Genomic DNA, 16,254 nt, shown 5'->3' with positions numbered 1-16,254 from the left:
CTTCGCGCACCCGGCGCGCCGGCGGTTCTGGCTGACTGTGGGCAGTGGCGGGCTGATCGCCATCGGCCTTCTGGCACGCTATGGCTTTGGCATGATCGAGCTGTGGTCGGCCCTGATGGTCGCCGCCGCCTTGCTGGCTGGCTCCGACATCGCGGTGCGCGCCTGGCGGGCCTTGCGCGTCAGGCATCTCAGCATCGAGCTTCTGGTCACCATCGCCGCTGTCGGGGCACTGGCGATCGGTGAGGTCTGGGAATCGGCCGCCGTCACCTTCCTCTTCATGCTCGGCGCATGGCTCGAAGTGCGGACCATGGGCCAGACCCGCGGCGCCTTGAAGGAACTTCTGGACGCTGCACCGATGCCCCCGCACGCCGATGCGGGGGTGATTCCCGCCAGTCGACCGACACCGGGGCGGGAGCGCACTGATGCTGACATCCCGTCCAGGCCGCGGGTTCCGCGTTCCGCGATCATGCGTCAGCCATCATGGGTTCCGAGCCGGTGGTGCAGCCGCGCATCATGGGTCCGGAAATGCTCGGTAAACCAGCGGTCGAGCTTGTCCGACAGGCGCTGCGAGGCAGTTGCGGGATCGGCCGCGTAGTCCTCCATGATGTCGCGGATTTCCTCCAGCAATGCCTCATGTGCCTCCTTGTGCTGGGCAAGGTGATCGTAGCGATGCTCGCGCATGAATTTCTCTTCCAGCACGAAATGCGCCGAGATGGCGCGAAAGATCTCGCCCAGAAACCCCGTCACGTCCACCTGCCCCGTATCGGCAGTCAGCTTCTCATGGACCTCGTTGATCAGATCGATCATTTCGCGATGCTCATGGTCGACCGCGTCAATGCCGACGCTGTAATGTTCCTTCCATTCGATCAGGGCCATGGGATTGCTCCTTTGCTTCACGGAATGCCCTTGCGCGCGACTTGCGCCTGTCAATAAATGACGAAACCGCCGGCGGCAGGCCGGAAATCGATGACGCGGTGATCCGCCGGATCCATCCGGATCGTCTGCCGTGTCTGCCAGCCAGGCTCGTCTCCCGGACGGTCGCGCAGGCGCACTGCAATTTCATGCGCACCGGCTGCGAGCACGAAGCGCTGGTGCACCCGCGAGGGTCCGCTGCGGCCGATGCCGGACGGGGGAACGTCGCGTTCGAATAGCCGCACTCCGTCGATCTCCAGCTCGACATGGATCGGCGGCCTTTCGCGCGGGTAGATCTCCTTCCGGCGCATGTTCGGCGGCAAGGCTGCCAGCTCCTCCTCCGTTGCCGGGCGGCAGGCCGCGCCACGGTCGGCGCCATGATGGAAGGACAGCGTGAGCACGCCGGTCCCTTCCGGCAGGCTACGATGGGCCGGCCAGTTCGACAGCGAGGCGGCGCCGGCAACGATCAGCAGCAGGACGGCGAAGCGCGCGACCATCATGAGAGCGGCAATCATGGCCGGGCCTCCGTCGGCGCCGCATCTGCTTGCGACGGTTCCCGCGCAGCCGGCGCGCATCTGCTTGCGACGGTTCCCGCGCAGCCGGCGCGTCCGTCGCCAGTTCCGCCAGCCGGGCGCCGAACGCCGCCTTTTCGTCTCGATAGCGATGCGTCTCGAATGGCGAGGTCCAGCAGGTCGCCAGCCTTTCCCGCGGCACGCGCTTGCGCAGATAGGGATCGCGTTCACCGGCAAAGCGCTGCGACGTCCACGTCCGCGTGACCATAATGGGCGGTGATCGCGCCGATAAGCGTGCCGCCACCCGATGCCTCATACAACAGAAGGTCCAGGCCCGTCTGCAGCTTCCACATGGTCGAATCATAATTGGTCGAGGTCGTGCTCAGCTCGGGCTCAACATGCGTCTGAATGCCCTCGATTCGCGCCCAGATGCCGCGCTCATCGAAAACGATAGCTCGATCGCCATCGACCTGGTATGCAGCCGATACGTCCGTTACGGGGCATTCGAGGTCGACCGCCGGGTTCTTGCAGAGCATAGTTTTTGAAATTTTCGGCAGATCCTTCCAATACCGGTTTCCAACCCTCTGCTGCATGGTGGGAAGGCGGCCGAGGTCGAGGAGAACCTGCGGGTATGCCTCGTAAATGGTGGTGGCGGGCTGGAAAATGGAGCGCAGGTACCAATTGCCGTCCGCGCTATCGCCGCCTAGGCCATTGTGCTGGAGCGTGTAAGCATAGGCGCCCGCCAGAATGGCCTGATCGCCTCCTGATGTCATGAAATCGCCGTTGAGGATGAACGCGTTCGCCGCAGACGCGCCGTCGGACTTGTCGAGAACCTCGACGATCTCGATACCATTTCCAGTTGTGGGAGCGCCTGCCCCGCCGACATTCGTGACGGTGACCAACGTCGGGCCTCCGTCTCCGAGTTCGGTGCTGTCCACGACCAGAACGTCGGCATAGGAATTGGTCTGTCCTCCTGGCGCGATGCCGTCATTCAGCACCGCGTTCACCAGCAATTCGCCGCCGTTGGAGATGAATACGCCGTTGCCGGCGACGATGCCGCCCTGGTTGTCGACGCCGCCACCACCGGTGATGAGCAGCAAGTTGCCTACGGAAGGACCGCGAAGGTCGATGGTGCCAGCATTGCTGAAAGTCTTGAGATTGACGAAATGGCCCTGCGACCTTCCGTCGTCCAGATTGTAGAAACCCGCCTCGAGCGGTCTGCTGTCGATGCCGGTGGCAGGAGTGTAGATTCTTGCAACATCGATTGTCCCGGCGCCTGCTACCGGATCGAAGCGCACGGTGGCGCCGGCCAGGTTGTCGAAGCTCGCGCCGGGCAACCCGCCGAAATCCGACATGCTGACGGCCTTGGTATCGCGCAGCCCGTCTCCGTCGGTATCGGCGAAATTGCGGACGTCGAATACGCCTCCTGCTTCATTCGTGAATTGCGGCGGAGCATTCAGAAACATGACATAGCCGGTAAGGGTGCCGCCATTCCCCACGATGATCGATCCGCCGGGGTTCTGTCCGTTTCGCGCATAAATGGCGACGTCGGAGAGCGCTCCGACCGTGCTGCCGGAATCGACTAGAACGGATTGAAGCGTGGGCAGATCCGAGGTGAGCCGAATACCGGAAGCTGTGGCAGCGCCATATCCGCCCATGACACTACCGGATGTCTGCACATAGGAATTCCCTCCACCGTCCTGGGCGAGGGAATCCAGATAAATGCCGTTTGCAGATGATCGCGAAGCGGAAAGTTCGCCGTCATACAGAGCGACGAGGTCGTTCAATACAGTTCCCGGCGGGACTGTGTGCCCGGTATCGTAAACCCGTCCGCCAGAACGGACCTGGATGCCGCTCGACCCAAAGCCGGTCGTCACAATTCGGGTTCCGTTGAGTTCGACGACCGCTGGCAAGCCGGCGAAACCGGCGTTCAGACGCTCAGCGAGGACGCCCGGTGAATTAGGTCCCGTGGTGGTGACACCGCCAAATCCAGCTTCTGCGACAACGCGCGAACCGCCCCTGGAGGAATACAGGCCGTAGCTGTCGTCACCTGCCGTGGTGACCGTCCCTCCCTGAAGGATGATTTCGCCGCCGAAGGCCGCATAGGCGCCAATGCCTCGGCTGGCGCCGTCCGTAACAACCGTGGCCGAACTCACAATCCTGGCGTTGTGCAGGGTGCCGGATACCGAGCCAAGAGCATAGAGCCCGATTCCGGAAACGGGCGAATGCATGGTAACTGTCGAATCAGCATCAAGATCGATGGTGGACGGACCGAAAGCGGAAGCGGACTCTGAGATCGCGAAGGCGCCGTAAGCCTGGCGAGACGGATCATCAGCTTGCCCGTTGACGGTGATGTCCACGTTCTCGACGTTCACCGTACCGTAACTCGCCACGATACCATGGTTCCAGCCTCCGGTCATAACCACGCTGCCATTGGTCACGGTGACCTCGCCGTCATTGACGGCACGAAGACCCGTTCCGTTATCGCCCCGAGTGCTGGTTATGCCTTGAAGGCTGATATCGATGTTGGTCGCCGTGAGCGTGCTGCCCGTGCCCTCTGCTGCAAGGCCGCGCGGACCGGGACCAAGGAATCCGGGATTACTGATTTGCACGCCGTCGAGCGCAATATGAGAATTGGCTTGGGCGCGCGCGGCATAACGCTGCTGCATGGAGAGATCGACGATGGTAGAGATATCCCCATCGTCGACAATCGTGCCGCCATTTCGGGCAAGAAGGCCGCTGAAGTTCGGGTAGCTGCCTGCTACCGGCAGGTTGATCGTAATGCCATTGGCGTCGATCACCTGGGCAAGGGCGCCGTGAGAAAGGATACAGCCCATCCCGCCTGCCAGGACCGTGCTGATCATGAGCCGTTTCGTCACTGACACAGAGTACGTTGGACGCAATGCAGAGTCCTCCGCCTTCGGATCACTCCTATAAAAAAGATAAGTTCGAATTCCATCAAGTACAAATGTGTTCGGTGAAACGCCGTGTTGAGCTCCCGACTCAGGCGGCCTCGCGCGGGAGCTGGTACTGTTCCGGGTGCCTGGCCGTGTCCCGCATATGCCGGAATCAGGGGCATGGCTGCCAACCCGACAGCAGTTTCCGTTACGTGGGTGAGGCCGGATGTACTGCATGTCTTACGCCTGCGAACAGGACGAAAATGACTGGCAAATGGAGAAGGTTAGACGGCAGTCCCGTTCCCTCCGCCACTATCCGATTGCAAACTCCCAACCGCCCGATTTGAGTGCCGAAATTCCTTTTGATTTCAAAGGGGGTTAGCGGTTTCGACCGAACCTCTGAGACTGCCTCAAACCCGATTTTCAGTCTCTGAATGGCTTTCGTCTCAAACCATGCGAACCTCGGCCGATTTGGTTCGGTCTAAAAATTCATTATGGATTCAATGTGTTGTGGATTTCGTACCACGCAAAAGTTGTAACGGGTTCTGCCACCAGTCAGCCTGAACAGAGACACCCGAGATGGGCGTTTCCGGGCGGAAGATAACGCAGTGCAACGAGCCTGTCGCATCGATAGAACAAAACGGGGTGGATTGCGGACTGGCAGGTTTCGGGCGGCGGAGCAGTTGATCGTACGCAAGATCTGCCTTCAAATCTATTGTTCTGCGCTTCCACCCTCATCGTCTCGTCTATCCGGATCTTCCGGCACCTAGAATGCAGCGCGATACATTCGTGTGTAGTGCGTCACCATTATAGGTAGCTTGGACGCAAGACTTGTTTCCGGTCCGAATTATCGCCACTATCCGAATATCCGGAATTCGGTGGGGGAGCGGATGCCGATACCTTCATTCACTATCGATGGGGTATTGCCGCCCTATGTAGGTTCCAATGGGCCAGGTGGCGCACTGGAGGACCTCAGCCCATACGAAGTTTCAGCGATCGAGGTCGTCACCACGCTCGGAACCACACAGAATCGACAAGATATTCTGCGACGATGGTTAGACCATCGGGCCCAGTTGCACGCCGCTGGCATTGTCCAGGGTTTTCAATGGCTTGACGGTAGCTTTCTGGAGAAAAAGGAGCCGAATGACTTGGACACGGTGTCCTTCATCTATCGCCCTGCCCATGCTATACAGATGGCGGACTGGCAAGCCTTCATCACCGGGAATCTTCCGCTGTTCGATCGAGGTCAGGTGAAGCAGAATTTTCGGCTGGATGCACTATTTGTTGACCTGCATGGCCACCCCGAGACCATTGTCGAAATGGCCCGGTACTACATGGGGCTGTTCTCTCATCGAAGAGGCGACGACCTGTGGAAGGGCATGTTAAAGGTTCGGTTGGAGAATGCTGCAGATGACGCGGATGCACTCGCGATCCTGGGGCCCGCCCCGGCTGTAGGAGGAGCTGTCGCACCATGAGCGCGGTCAGAAAGCTTGAACGAGATTACTTCAAGGCGGATCGAGCAGCCGTCGTGGGCTTGCTCGATCGTATCACTGAGGCGGATGTGCTCACGCGCCTTGGTCTCGAATCAAGGCTCGCAGAGCTGGACATGCAAATAGCCGCGCAAGGTCTGGAGCCCGAGACAACGCACGCGTCCGCGGCGCTGTTTTTCGGCGGTCGGCCAGTTGTCGGGTCGCAGGGCGTTGAGGCGGAGTTTGGAACGGGGGCGGTGGCCACCTTCCAAGACTTGGTCTCCAAGGTCCTGGCGAAGAACACCTCCGGGTTGGGGGTAAAGGGACCGGTTGCGAACAAGTCCGCCGCCACAATGCATATCACCAACATTGTGCGGGGCTCGTTCGGCTTCCTCTTGGAGGAGGTCCGGGATCAGGCACAGTTGGTGGACACCAATCTCAAGCAGGCGGTCGAGGAAGCTTCCGAACTGCTCGATATCTTCGGTGAGGCGGATGAAGAGCGTTTCCAAGCCACTGTAGTTGAAGTGGACCAGCGCATTCTAGCGGCTGCGCGGGACTTCTTCGAACTTATGCGTCAGCACGGGGCGACACTCCGCATGGTCGCTGGAGAGTGCGAATTCCAGTTTGGCGCAGAAGCTGTCGCGCGCGGTGTCGAGCGAGCGAGTGAGACCTCGATAGAGGAGGACGAGAAAACGCTAGAAGGTCAACTGGCTGGTGTTCTTCCAAGCGCGCATCAGTTCGAGTTTCGTGTTGTTGGCGGCGAGACGCTTAAAGGTAAAGTCGACCCCGCATGGGAAGCGGCCGACCTCGAAAAATGGAACCGAGAACTCGTAGGGATCGACGCGACTATGAACGCCGCCGTGAAGCGTGTGCTCCGCCATGGCCAGATTGCGCGCGAGAACTATGTTTTGAAGAGTATAGCTCCAAAGGGCGTTATCGCTAACTGATCTTGCGAGCGCACATAGCGCAGAGTTTCTGTGAGTCGCTGAATGACGGCTTTTGAGAATCGCGGGGATGTAATCGAACGACTGCAATGGGATCGGAAGCTGCCTCACGGCGCAGAAGCTTATGGCAACCCGGACACTGTCTCCATATGCTCTGCCCATGGCTCGTCTATTTATTGAGCAACAAGGCCGGTGGAATGCCTCAGATGATCCCTACTGGAAGGGGCAGCGTCGCCCCTCCCACCGGTGCGTTTCAGGATCTTCCGGACACTGCGCCGCGTGGCTCCGCCATCAGACCGCGAATCAGAGCGTAACAGCCGAGCAGGAGGACAATTGCGAAAGGCAGGCCGGTTGATACTGAAGCTGCCTGCAACGCTGCAAGGCCACCACCCAGCAGCAGTGCAATCGCAACCAGGCCCTCGAAGACAGCCCAGAAGATCCGCTGCGCCACCGGTGCGTCGACTTTTCCACCTGCGGTGATCGTGTCAATCACCAGCGAGCCGGAGTCGGACGAGGTGCAGAAAAATACCACCACCAGAATGATGCCGACGAAGGAAGTGATCGCCGTCAGCGGCAGATGCGACAGCATGGCGAAGAGCTTGAGCTCGAGCGCCGAGTCGGTGATGTCGGTGAAGCCCTCGCCGATCAGGCTGATAGCGGTGCCTCCGAAGCTCGTCATCCATACCACCGATACGAGTGACGGGATGAGCAAGACGGCAATCATAAACTCGCGCACGGTCCGGCCGCGGCTGACCCGGGCAATGAACATGCCGACGAACGGCGACCATGATATCCACCAGGCCCAGTAGAATGCAGTCCAGCCCTGTCGAAAATTGTCATCCTCTCGCCCGAAGGGGTTCGCAAGCGCCGGGAGATGTTCGACATAGGCGCCAAGGTTCAGGAAGAAGGCCTTGATGATCGTCAGCGTCGGGCCGGTGAGGATCACAAACAGCAACAGCAGTGCGGCAAGCACCATGTTGATCTCCGACAACCGTCGTACGCCAGCGTCCAGTCCCGCAATGACCGAAAGCGTGGCGATTGCGGTGATGCCGATGATCAGCAGGACCCTCGACGTGTCGGTATCCGGCATGCCGAACAAGAAATTCAGTCCCGCGTTCGCCTGCTGCGCGCCCAGCCCGAGCGACGTGGCCAGTCCGAATAGGGTCGCGAAAACCGCGAGGATGTCGATGACGTGCCCCGGCCATCCCCAGACGCGCTCGCCGAAAACGGGGTAGAAGATCGACCTCATCGTTAGCGGGAGACCCTTGTTGTAGGCGAAGAGCGCCAGGCCCAGCGCAACGACGCCGTAGATCGCCCAGGGGTGAAGCCCCCAGTGGAAGATCGTTGCCGCCATGGCGAGGCGCCGCGCTGCCTCGCTATCGCCTGCCGCACCGCCAAGTGGCGCCCAGTCCGTGCGGGCGCCGCCTTCAACAACAACCCCACCGAAGGCGGCGTCATAGTGGCCAATTGGCTCGGCCACTCCGTAGAACATGAGGCCGATGCCCATGCCGGCAGCGAAAAGCATTGAAAACCATGCGGCGTAGCTGAAGTCCGGGGTCGCCTCCCGTCCGCCGATCCGGATCGAGCCCCATGGAAGGACGATAACAGCCAGGCACACCAGAACGAAGATGTTGCCAGCAATCAAAAAGAACCAGTCGAGATTGGCGGTCAACCAGTCGCGGAGTCCCGTGAAGAAGGCGTCCGCCTCGTTCTGCAACGCAAGCGTGAGAATGACGAAGGCGACAATTACCAGCCCGGAGATTGCGAAGACCGGGTTGTGAACGTCGAAGGAAAGCGCCCCCATCCTTCTTTGGACATTATCTTGACCAACCTCATAGTCCGTCTCGATGATATCCGTAGGTCCCTCGGGATCAGGAATCCCGGTCGACTGAGTCTCGGTCATAAGCTTCCTCCGAAAGCGTTAAATCCGGCCGCGGCCGTTCGCTTACTTTCCTCCTCGCGTATTGCGAATCATTAATCATATACTAAAACATGCTGCCTAGCCTGAAGTCATGGCTCGGAATGAATGCGAAAACTGCAATTCGAGCTCTCGTAATGCGTCAGCTATCTTTGCTGACCACGAACGCTCTTAGAATATCAGGAGTGAGCCCCGCTTCACGGTGCGGGATCCAATGCTGTATCAAACACCGTCTCCATCTGCTCTGTCCACGGCCGCTCGGCGACCGCCATCAGATCGTTGAGCGATAACGCCGGTGGAATGCGGTGGATGAGCAGCTTCTCGAGCACGCCCGGCGCGAGATAGGCCAGCCTTACCATTCGGCTGACGTAACGATCGGAGAGGTTTTCGGCGTTGGCAATATCGGTAACGGTTGAGGCCTCGCCGCGCTCCAGCCTGCGCCGCCAGTTCCAAGCGCGAGCGATGGCGCGCAGCACATGCGCGTCCTGCATCCGAGCCTCGGCGGGCGTGTACTCTGCTGGCGGCAGGATCTTCGGACGACCGTTCTTCTTGCGAATGGTGAGCGTGATGACCACGCGGATGGTGTTTTCGGTCATGCTGCGTCCTTTTCCACCTGCGGCGCCAGCATCAGTCTGGCTAGCGATTTGATACCGTCATGACGCAGGTCGATGGCAAGGCCGGTAGCGCTGACGGTGACACGCGCCACCAGAAGCTGGACGATGCGCGCCTGTTCGGCCGGAAACAGCGAGGCCCAGAGTGTGTCGAAATCGCCAAGCGTGGCGATCATGCGACGGATTTCGCCGACGACCGCATCCTCGACCATGGCAGCAGGAAGCCGCTGCGGTCCTTCCATATTGGTGGGGCGGTTTCGGATCAGATCCATCGAGGTGTAGTAACGATAGAGCTTGCTGCCCTTCTTCGTCGCGGTCGGCGTCATGGCCGCGCCGGTGTCAGTAAAGATCCGCCCCTTCAGCATCGCGGGTGTCTGGTTTCTCGACGTGGCGGCGCGTACTCGAGGGCTACGCGCGACCGCACCCGCCAGCTCGCCGTCGAATATCGCCGGCTCGACGACCTGGTGCCCTATGCGCGCAACGCCCGCACGCACTCGGAAGCGCAGGTCGCCGAGATTGCCGGGTCGATCCGCGAGTTCGGCTTCACCAACCCGGTGCTGATTGCCGAGGATGGCACCTTGATCGCCGGGCATGGCCGCGTGCTTGCCGCGCGCAAGCTCGGCATGGATACGGTGCCGGCCATCGTGCTGTCGGGCTTGTCGGAAACCCAGCGCCGTGCGCTGGTAATCAGCGACAACCGCATCGCCATGAATGCCGGATGGGACGAGGATCTGTTGGCGCTTGAGCTTTCTGACCTGCAGGAGGCAGGCTTTGATCTCGGCCTGACCGGCTTTGATGACGACGAATTGCAGGACCTGCTCTACGGCAGCAGCATTGAACAGGACGGCCTGACCGAGGATGACGCCATTCCGGAAGTGCCGGCCACGCCTGTCACAAGGCGCGGTGATCTCTGGTTGCTCGGGGACCATCGTCTTCTCTGTGGCGACAGCACGGATCCAGCGGACGTCACCCGCCTGATGAACGGCGAACGCGCAGCCCTGTTTGCGACCGACCCGCCCTATCTCGTCGATTATGACGGCACCAACCATCCGACCAAGAAGAACGCTTCAAGGCGGGCCAAGAAGATCGCCAACAAGGACTGGTCGGAAGACTATATCGAACAGCCGCACTGGGATGATTCCAGGCAGGGGCCCGAGTTTTATGAAGCCTTCTGCCGGGTGGCGATCGACCATGCCATTGCCGAGAACGTCGCATGGTATTGCTGGCATGCGTCGCGCCGCCAGCTCATGCTGGAAAATGTCTGGGACAAGTTTGACGTTCTGCATCACCAGCAGATCATCTGGGCCAAATCCCGCCCGGTGCTGACACGCTCGGTAATGCTGTGGGCGCATGAGCCGTGCATGTTTGGCTGGGTGCGCGGCAAGAAGCCTCGCATCAACCGCGAGGGGTTTGAGAGCTGGCCGACGACAGTGTGGAATATTCCGTCCTCGGAGATCGAGACCCGCGAGCATCCGACCTCGAAGCCAGTCCGCGTGTTCACGCTGCCGATGCAGTTGCACACCCGTCCGGGCGATATCTGTTACGAGCCATTCTCCGGCTCGGGTTCGCAGCTGATTGCCGGCGAGAAGACCGGGCGCAAAGTCTACGGGCTGGAGCTGTCGGAAGCCTTCTGCGACGTCGTCGTGAAGCGCTGGCAGGAATATACCGGCAAGCAGGCGACGCTCGAAGACGATGGCCGCAGCTTTGACGCGGTCGCGGCCGAAAGGGTGCCGAAACAGGTCGACGCGGCATGAAGCAGTCACGCACCATGTCGCTGGTGGAGTCGCTTACCAATGTCGCTGTCGGATACGGCATTGCGGTCATCACCCAGATCGTAGTGTTTCCGCTGTTCGGACTGGCGACGACGCTGACTGAGAACATGGCGATGGGCGCCATCTTCACCGTCGTGTCGATCGCGCGGTATTTCACATTGCGGCGGCTGTTCGAAGCGTTACGCCTTCGCGGAGAAGGCTCTGGATGAACATAGGAGTTTTGACATGGCTGCCGGCCGCAAACCGCTGCCAACGCATTTGAAGCTGGTGAAGGGCACCGCCCGACCGCACCGCATGAACAAGGCCGAGCCAAGGCCGGTGGTGGCAGTGCCAGAACCACCGGACCATCTCGATGAGGAAGCGCAGGCGAAGTTTACCGAGATGGCCGAGCTGCTCGCCCGCCATGGCGTCATGACTGAGCTCGATACTGGCGCGCTCGCTCGCTACGTCGTCATCTGGCGGCGCTGGATCGAGGCGGAACAGGAAGTCAAACGCCGAGGCCACGTGGTGAAGACCTCGAACGACAACATCATCCAGAATCCGTTCCTGGCGGTGGCCAACAAGTGTCTGGCGCAGATGCACCAGATCGAGAGCGAGTTTGGCCTGACGTCCTCGAGCCGCTCGCGCATCCGCATGGCAGAGCCTGCGGAAACCACCGATCCCTTCGAGGATTTTTTGACCCGTGGCAGAAAAGCGTAAGCTAGGAGCACCGCGCGGCAGGAAGAATCCCGCTTGCCCGGTCACGGCTTACGCCCGCACGGTGGTCAGCGGCAGGATCATTGCTGGCCGGCTGGTGCGCCTTGCCTGCAAACGGCATCTGGCGGACCTCAAGAACGGCAAGAAGCGTGGTCTTATCTGGGATGCTGGCGCCGCACTTCATGCGATCGACTTCTTTGGCCATCTGCGCCATTCGACCGGCGAATGGGCCGGTGAACCGTTCGTGCTGCAACCCTGGCAACAGTTCGTTGTCGGCTCGCTCTATGGCTGGAAGCGCAAGGACGGTCTGCGCCGGTTTCGCACCGCCTATGTCGAAGTGGCAAGGAAGAACGGCAAGTCGGTCCTGCTTGCGGGAACGGCGCTTTATGCCCTGATCGCCGATGGTGAACCGGGCGCGCATGTCTATTCAGCGGCGACAACGCGTGATCAGGCCCGGATCGTCTTTGGCGAGGCCGAGCGCATGGTGGCGGCAAGGAGCGCCCTGCAGGCAAGGATCACGCGAACCGTGAACAATCTGGCGGTCCTGCCGACCTCGTCCTGGTTCCGGCCATTGTCGGCCGATGCCACCAAGATGGATGGATTGAACATTCACTTTGCCGCGGTTGATGAAGTGCACGAACATCCCGGCCCCGAGATCATCCAGAAGCTGAACACGGCAACCGGTGCAAGGCGCCAGCCACTGATCTTCGAGATCACCACCGCCGGCTATGATCGCCATTCGGTCTGCCGCCAGCATCACGAGTTCTCGGTCAAGGCACTCGAAGGCACATTGCCAGCGGAGTCGTCCGACAGCTGGTTTGCCTATATCGCGACGATCGACGAGGGCGACGACTGGACCGATCCGAAAGTTTGGATCAAGGCCAATCCGAGCCTCGGCGTCACCGTCAAGGTCGAGGATCTGAAGCGCCAGATTGATGAGGCGAAGGAAATGCCGGCGCAGCAGAACGCCATCCGGCGTTTGCGCCTGAACGAATGGACCGAGCAGGTCACGCGCTGGCTCGACATGTCGGTGTGGGAGGAAGGCGGCCTGCCCGCTTCCACGGACTGGCGCATCGTCAAGCACGAGCTGGAGGAGTTGGAGCAAAAACTTCTCGGACGCGAGTGCTATGGCGGGCTCGACCTTGCCCGCGTCAACGACCTGTCCGCCTTCGTGCTGGTGTTTCCGCCAACGCTTGACGACGAGCTCGGGGCGCTCGCCGACAAGTGGATCGTCATCTGCCGCTTCTTCATTCCCGAGGACGACATTCTGCGCCGGGTGCGCCGCGACCGTGTGCCTTACGATGTCTGGCGCGACTAGGGCTTCCTGACCGCTACCCCCGGCAACGCCACGGACTTTGCCTTCATCGAGGCCGAGATTCTGGATCTCGCCTCCCGTTATGACCTGCATGAGCTTTCTTATGACCGCACCTTTGCCGGCGAAATCGTCCAGCATCTGCAGGATGAAGGCCTGAACCTCGTCCAGTTCGGCCAGGGGTTCTTGAGCATGGGTGCGCCCACGGCAGAACTCGAGCGTCTCGCAGTGTCACGCGCGCTCTGGCATGGCGGTCATCCGGTGCTGCGCTGGAATGCTTCGAACGTTGCCGTACGCCATGATCCGGCCGGCAACATCAAGCCGGACAAGGAACGCTCGAAGGAGCGCATCGACGGCATTGTTGCGATCTGCAACGCGCTCGGGCGCGCGCTGGTGCGTGACGTCAATGCCGGCCGCTCGGTCTACGAGAATCGCGGCATCCTTATGCTTTAGCGGCGGCTGCCTGGAAGAAGAGAACCGATGGCATTCTGGTCAAACTGGTCCGGTGGTAGAAAACCGCCGACTGCAGCGCCGCGCGCCTCATTGCAGGGCGCGGGCGGCGGCCTCGTCGGGCGACAACACGGCGATACCGAACGGCAGGAAATGTTTCGTGTTGCGGGTGACGATGGTGAGTTCATGCGCCGCGGCGATACCGGCGATCACAGCATCGGCCACGCCGGGGTCGTGACCGGCCGCAAGCGCCTTTGCTTCCAGCCGCCCGCCGATTGCGGCAGCCTCAGCGTCGAAACCGATGATCTTGTCATCATATGTGGAGACGAGACCGCTGAGCCATGCTTTCAAGCCAGCGGCTTTGGACGTTGCTTCCTTGTGATCGAGAAGCGCACTCCCCTTCTCGATTTCGTGGACGGAGACGACCGACAGGGATAACCGGCGTGACGGTCAGCATGCCGCTCTCCGAACATAGTCATATTTACATATTCTCCATTGGGCGCGGATTTCAACACTGGCTTCGATGGCAGTGGCATAAGCCGCCGGGTTCCAAAGAGCTCATCGAACAAGTCGCCGAACCATTGCTCGAACACCTCGATCTCGGCTTCCGTAACCGGGACGGGATCGGGCGAATCGTCGGTGACTGTCCAGGTGGAGAGGTCGTGCTTGGGCGGTCAGCCGGGGGACGGCCACGGATAGCCCAGAAGTTGCTCAGCTGTTCCGAAGCGCGGGCGGTCGCTTGGAGCGTTGGGGGCGGGATGAGCCGTCCGGGCTGTCATCATCGGCGCGGTCTCGCGCCGGTCGGCAGGCACATCTCCCTTAGCGAGCTTCATCGGATTCGCCTTCCGGCCGCCATTTAGCGGGATTGGCAACCCAGCGGTCGATGTCGGATTCCCGCCACCAGGCGCCGCTGGTGCTGATCTTGATCTGGGCCGGGAACGTACCCTCGGCGATCTTACGGTAGATGGTGGAGCGGGATAGGCCCGTGCGGGCGAGCACGGTCTTGAGGCGGACGATACGGTCTGGATTGGGCATGGCTGCGCCGCCTCCTTCTGGGTGTTTCTGACGACTGCAGAGACCAGTGAGGGCAACGAATTATCGTTGTGCAATAGATATTTATATGTTGTAGTAGCGTAGAGACGGCGGCAAATAGGATGGTTCTACGCGCCACAAATGCGGGGTTCTGCCGCATCCCGGTTTCCGGTTGCATGGCGTGCCTTGCGGACAAGGCGCGCTCTCAATCACCAGAAGCCACATCAGCCGCAAAGCCGGGGTTCCGCTTGTAAGCCGCCTCGGCGTCGTGGGAACCGTGGGGCCGGAGATCGTTGACGGCCGAGGTGCTGGATTACCGGGAATGCTCACCCGCCGCGGCGGGCGGTTGTGGTGCTGAATGTGTGCGCTCTGATATTGCGGATTCTAGGGGCTCATGAAACCGTCAATATATCTGGCGACGGTCAATGATATTGGAGGATCCGATGGACGGTGCCGGCGGAGAAGCGGAATTGCGCGAACTGTTGCAACGCGCGACGACGGCGACGGTGGCCTCGCTGTTGTTCGTGCGCGGGCTGCGAGGCCAAGCGGTGCGCGGGGTTCAGCGGCTGACGCAAACGAGGCGCATACTGGCGGGCCCAGCCTTCACCCTGCGCAGCATCCCGGCGCGTGAGGACCTCGATGTGCCGTCTGTGTTCCACGATCCCGCCCACCCGCAGCGTCGCGCGATCGAGGAGGCGCCGGCGGGCAGCGTGCTGGTGCTCGACAGCCGGGGAGACCTTGGCTCGGCCGCCGCGGGTGGGGTGCTCTTGAAACGGCTGGAGGTACGCGGCTGCGCCGGCCTTGTCACGGATGGCACGCTGCGGGACGCCGATCCTATCGCCGATATGGATATGCCGGTCTACTGTGCCGGCCGAAACCCGTTGACCAACCTGACACGGCACCATGCCGTTGATCTGCAGGTACCGATAAGCTGCGGCGAGGCGCCGGTCTATCCCGGGGACTGGATTTTGGGCGATGGCGACGGTGTCCTGGTGATCCCCGCGGCAATAGCGCGCGAAATCGCCGAGGAGGCGGTCGAGAAGGAGCAGCTGGACGCCTTCCTCATGGCTGAAATCGCCGGCGGCGCCCCGGTCCCGGGCACCTATCCGCCCTGTGAGGCTGTGTTGGCGCGCTATCGTGCCTGGCGCGCGCGGCAGGACTGACCGCGAGCATGCCTGAGCGGCATGCTGCTAGCGGAAGGTGGTATTTGAGCGACATGCTCGCGCCCGTCAAACTGCGCCAGAGAGGGAGCTGCGAGGAGCAACATGACGGAATTGTCCGAGCAAATCACCATTGCCGCCTCAGGCGATGCCGTCTGGGCTGTGGTGTCGGACCCGCTGGCCGTCGCCGCGTGCATTCCTGGCGCAACGCTGACGGCGGCGGACGCACCTGGCACCTATGCCGGAGCGATCAAGGTCAAGTTCGGGCCGACCGCGGTGACCTTTACTGGCCTCGTCTCGCTGGCCTATGACGACGCCGCACGCCGCTGCACGATCGAGGGGCGCGGGCGCGACGGCCGGGGTGCGTCGAATGCGCTGGCCACCGGCACAGTCACGGTGATGGGCAGCGGCCCGGCGACGCTGACTGTGCAGGGCGGTTTCCAGGTGTCGGGCCCTCTGGAGGGATTTGCCCGGACCGGCGGCGTGCATCTGGCCCGGGCGTTGCTGGCCGACTTTGCCCGCAACCTCGAGGCGCGGATAGCACCGGCCGAGGCAGCCCCGGCGCCCCC

15 protein-coding genes and 1 pseudogene are annotated in these 16,254 nt (G+C 61.4%); 8 read left to right on the top strand and 8 right to left on the bottom strand.

Features of this window, described 5'->3' with window-relative positions; translation table 11 throughout:
- Positions 1–471: 471 nt before the first annotated feature.
- The 3 genes from HUS57_RS01765 to HUS57_RS01755 form a co-directional block, all read right to left on the bottom strand.
- Complete coding sequence (locus tag HUS57_RS01765) at positions 472–876, bottom strand: bacteriohemerythrin (protein WP_173931237.1); 405 nt, start codon at positions 874–876, stop codon at positions 472–474.
- 50 nt (positions 877–926) lie between these two features.
- Complete coding sequence (locus HUS57_RS01760) at positions 927–1,427, bottom strand: hypothetical protein (RefSeq protein WP_173931236.1); 501 nt, start codon at positions 1,425–1,427, stop codon at positions 927–929.
- A gap of 224 nt (positions 1,428–1,651) precedes the next feature.
- Positions 1,652–4,288 (bottom strand): hypothetical protein, encoded by a 2,637-nt coding sequence (locus tag HUS57_RS01755; RefSeq protein WP_173931235.1) that lies wholly within the window; start codon positions 4,286–4,288, stop codon positions 1,652–1,654.
- Positions 4,289–5,139: 851 nt separating this feature from the next.
- Here HUS57_RS01755 and HUS57_RS01750 point away from each other — a divergent pair.
- Together HUS57_RS01750 and HUS57_RS01745 are read left to right on the top strand one after the other, a co-directional pair.
- On the top strand, positions 5,140–5,796 hold the full coding sequence (locus HUS57_RS01750) for a hypothetical protein (RefSeq protein WP_173931234.1): 657 nt from the start codon (positions 5,140–5,142) through the stop codon (positions 5,794–5,796).
- Positions 5,793–6,737: a hypothetical protein gene (locus HUS57_RS01745; RefSeq protein ID WP_173931233.1), complete on the top strand. Its 945-nt coding sequence runs from the start codon at positions 5,793–5,795 to the stop codon at positions 6,735–6,737. Before HUS57_RS01750 ends, HUS57_RS01745 begins: the two co-directional genes overlap by 4 nt.
- Positions 6,738–6,987: 250 nt before the next feature.
- Here the strand turns inward: HUS57_RS01745 and HUS57_RS01740 are convergent, their stop codons facing one another.
- Positions 6,988–8,637, bottom strand: a complete 1,650-nt coding sequence (locus tag HUS57_RS01740; RefSeq protein WP_173931232.1) for a BCCT family transporter — start codon at positions 8,635–8,637, stop codon at positions 6,988–6,990.
- Positions 8,638–8,849: 212 nt separating this feature from the next.
- Positions 8,850–9,248 (bottom strand): hypothetical protein, encoded by a 399-nt coding sequence (locus HUS57_RS01735; RefSeq protein WP_173931231.1) that lies wholly within the window; start codon positions 9,246–9,248, stop codon positions 8,850–8,852.
- A 59-nt stretch (positions 9,249–9,307) separates the two neighbouring features.
- Between HUS57_RS01735 and HUS57_RS01730 the strand changes: the two genes are divergently transcribed.
- The 4 genes and pseudogenes from HUS57_RS01730 (at position 9,308) to HUS57_RS18070 (ending at position 13,496) form a co-directional block, all read left to right on the top strand.
- Positions 9,308–11,017: a site-specific DNA-methyltransferase gene (locus tag HUS57_RS01730; RefSeq protein WP_173931230.1), complete on the top strand. Its 1,710-nt coding sequence runs from the start codon at positions 9,308–9,310 to the stop codon at positions 11,015–11,017.
- The gene (locus HUS57_RS01725; RefSeq protein WP_173931229.1) at positions 11,014–11,244 is read left to right on the top strand and encodes a hypothetical protein; all 231 of its coding nucleotides are present in this window, start codon (positions 11,014–11,016) and stop codon (positions 11,242–11,244) included. Before HUS57_RS01730 ends, HUS57_RS01725 begins: the two co-directional genes overlap by 4 nt.
- A gap of 16 nt (positions 11,245–11,260) precedes the next feature.
- Positions 11,261–11,734 (top strand): phage terminase small subunit P27 family, encoded by a 474-nt coding sequence (locus HUS57_RS01720; protein WP_173931228.1) that lies wholly within the window; start codon positions 11,261–11,263, stop codon positions 11,732–11,734.
- Positions 11,718–13,496, top strand: a pseudogene (locus HUS57_RS18070) (terminase TerL endonuclease subunit). Before HUS57_RS01720 ends, HUS57_RS18070 begins: the two are co-directional and overlap by 17 nt.
- Positions 13,497–13,583: 87 nt before the next feature.
- On the opposite strand, the gene HUS57_RS01705 reads toward HUS57_RS18070, so the two are convergent.
- From HUS57_RS01705 to HUS57_RS01695, 3 genes are all read right to left on the bottom strand, one after another.
- On the bottom strand, positions 13,584–13,844 hold the full coding sequence (locus HUS57_RS01705; RefSeq protein ID WP_246727700.1) for a hypothetical protein: 261 nt from the start codon (positions 13,842–13,844) through the stop codon (positions 13,584–13,586).
- Positions 13,845–14,167: 323 nt separating this feature from the next.
- The gene (locus HUS57_RS01700; RefSeq protein WP_173931222.1) at positions 14,168–14,326 is read right to left on the bottom strand and encodes a hypothetical protein; all 159 of its coding nucleotides are present in this window, start codon (positions 14,324–14,326) and stop codon (positions 14,168–14,170) included.
- Positions 14,313–14,528 carry an AlpA family phage regulatory protein gene (locus HUS57_RS01695; RefSeq protein WP_173931226.1) on the bottom strand — a complete coding sequence of 72 codons (216 nt, stop codon included), beginning with the start codon at positions 14,526–14,528 and terminating at the stop codon, positions 14,313–14,315. The genes HUS57_RS01700 and HUS57_RS01695 overlap by 14 nt, the downstream gene beginning before the upstream one ends.
- Positions 14,529–14,950: 422 nt before the next feature.
- Here HUS57_RS01695 and HUS57_RS01690 point away from each other — a divergent pair, with 422 nt between their 5' ends.
- Together HUS57_RS01690 and HUS57_RS01685 are read left to right on the top strand one after the other, a co-directional pair.
- Positions 14,951–15,688, top strand: coding sequence for a ribonuclease activity regulator RraA (locus tag HUS57_RS01690; RefSeq protein WP_246727699.1), 738 nt, complete (start codon positions 14,951–14,953; stop codon positions 15,686–15,688).
- Positions 15,689–15,790: 102 nt separating this feature from the next.
- Positions 15,791–16,254: SRPBCC family protein (locus HUS57_RS01685; protein WP_173931225.1), on the top strand; the 464-nt coding region annotated here is incomplete at its 3' end.

Origin of the sequence: Chelativorans sp. Marseille-P2723, from assembly GCF_902809845.1 — a bacterium.
GTDB lineage: Bacteria > Pseudomonadota > Alphaproteobacteria > Rhizobiales > Rhizobiaceae > Chelativorans.
The sequence above is the reverse complement of the archived record's forward strand: the minus strand, read 5'-3'. Positions and strand labels throughout refer to the sequence as shown.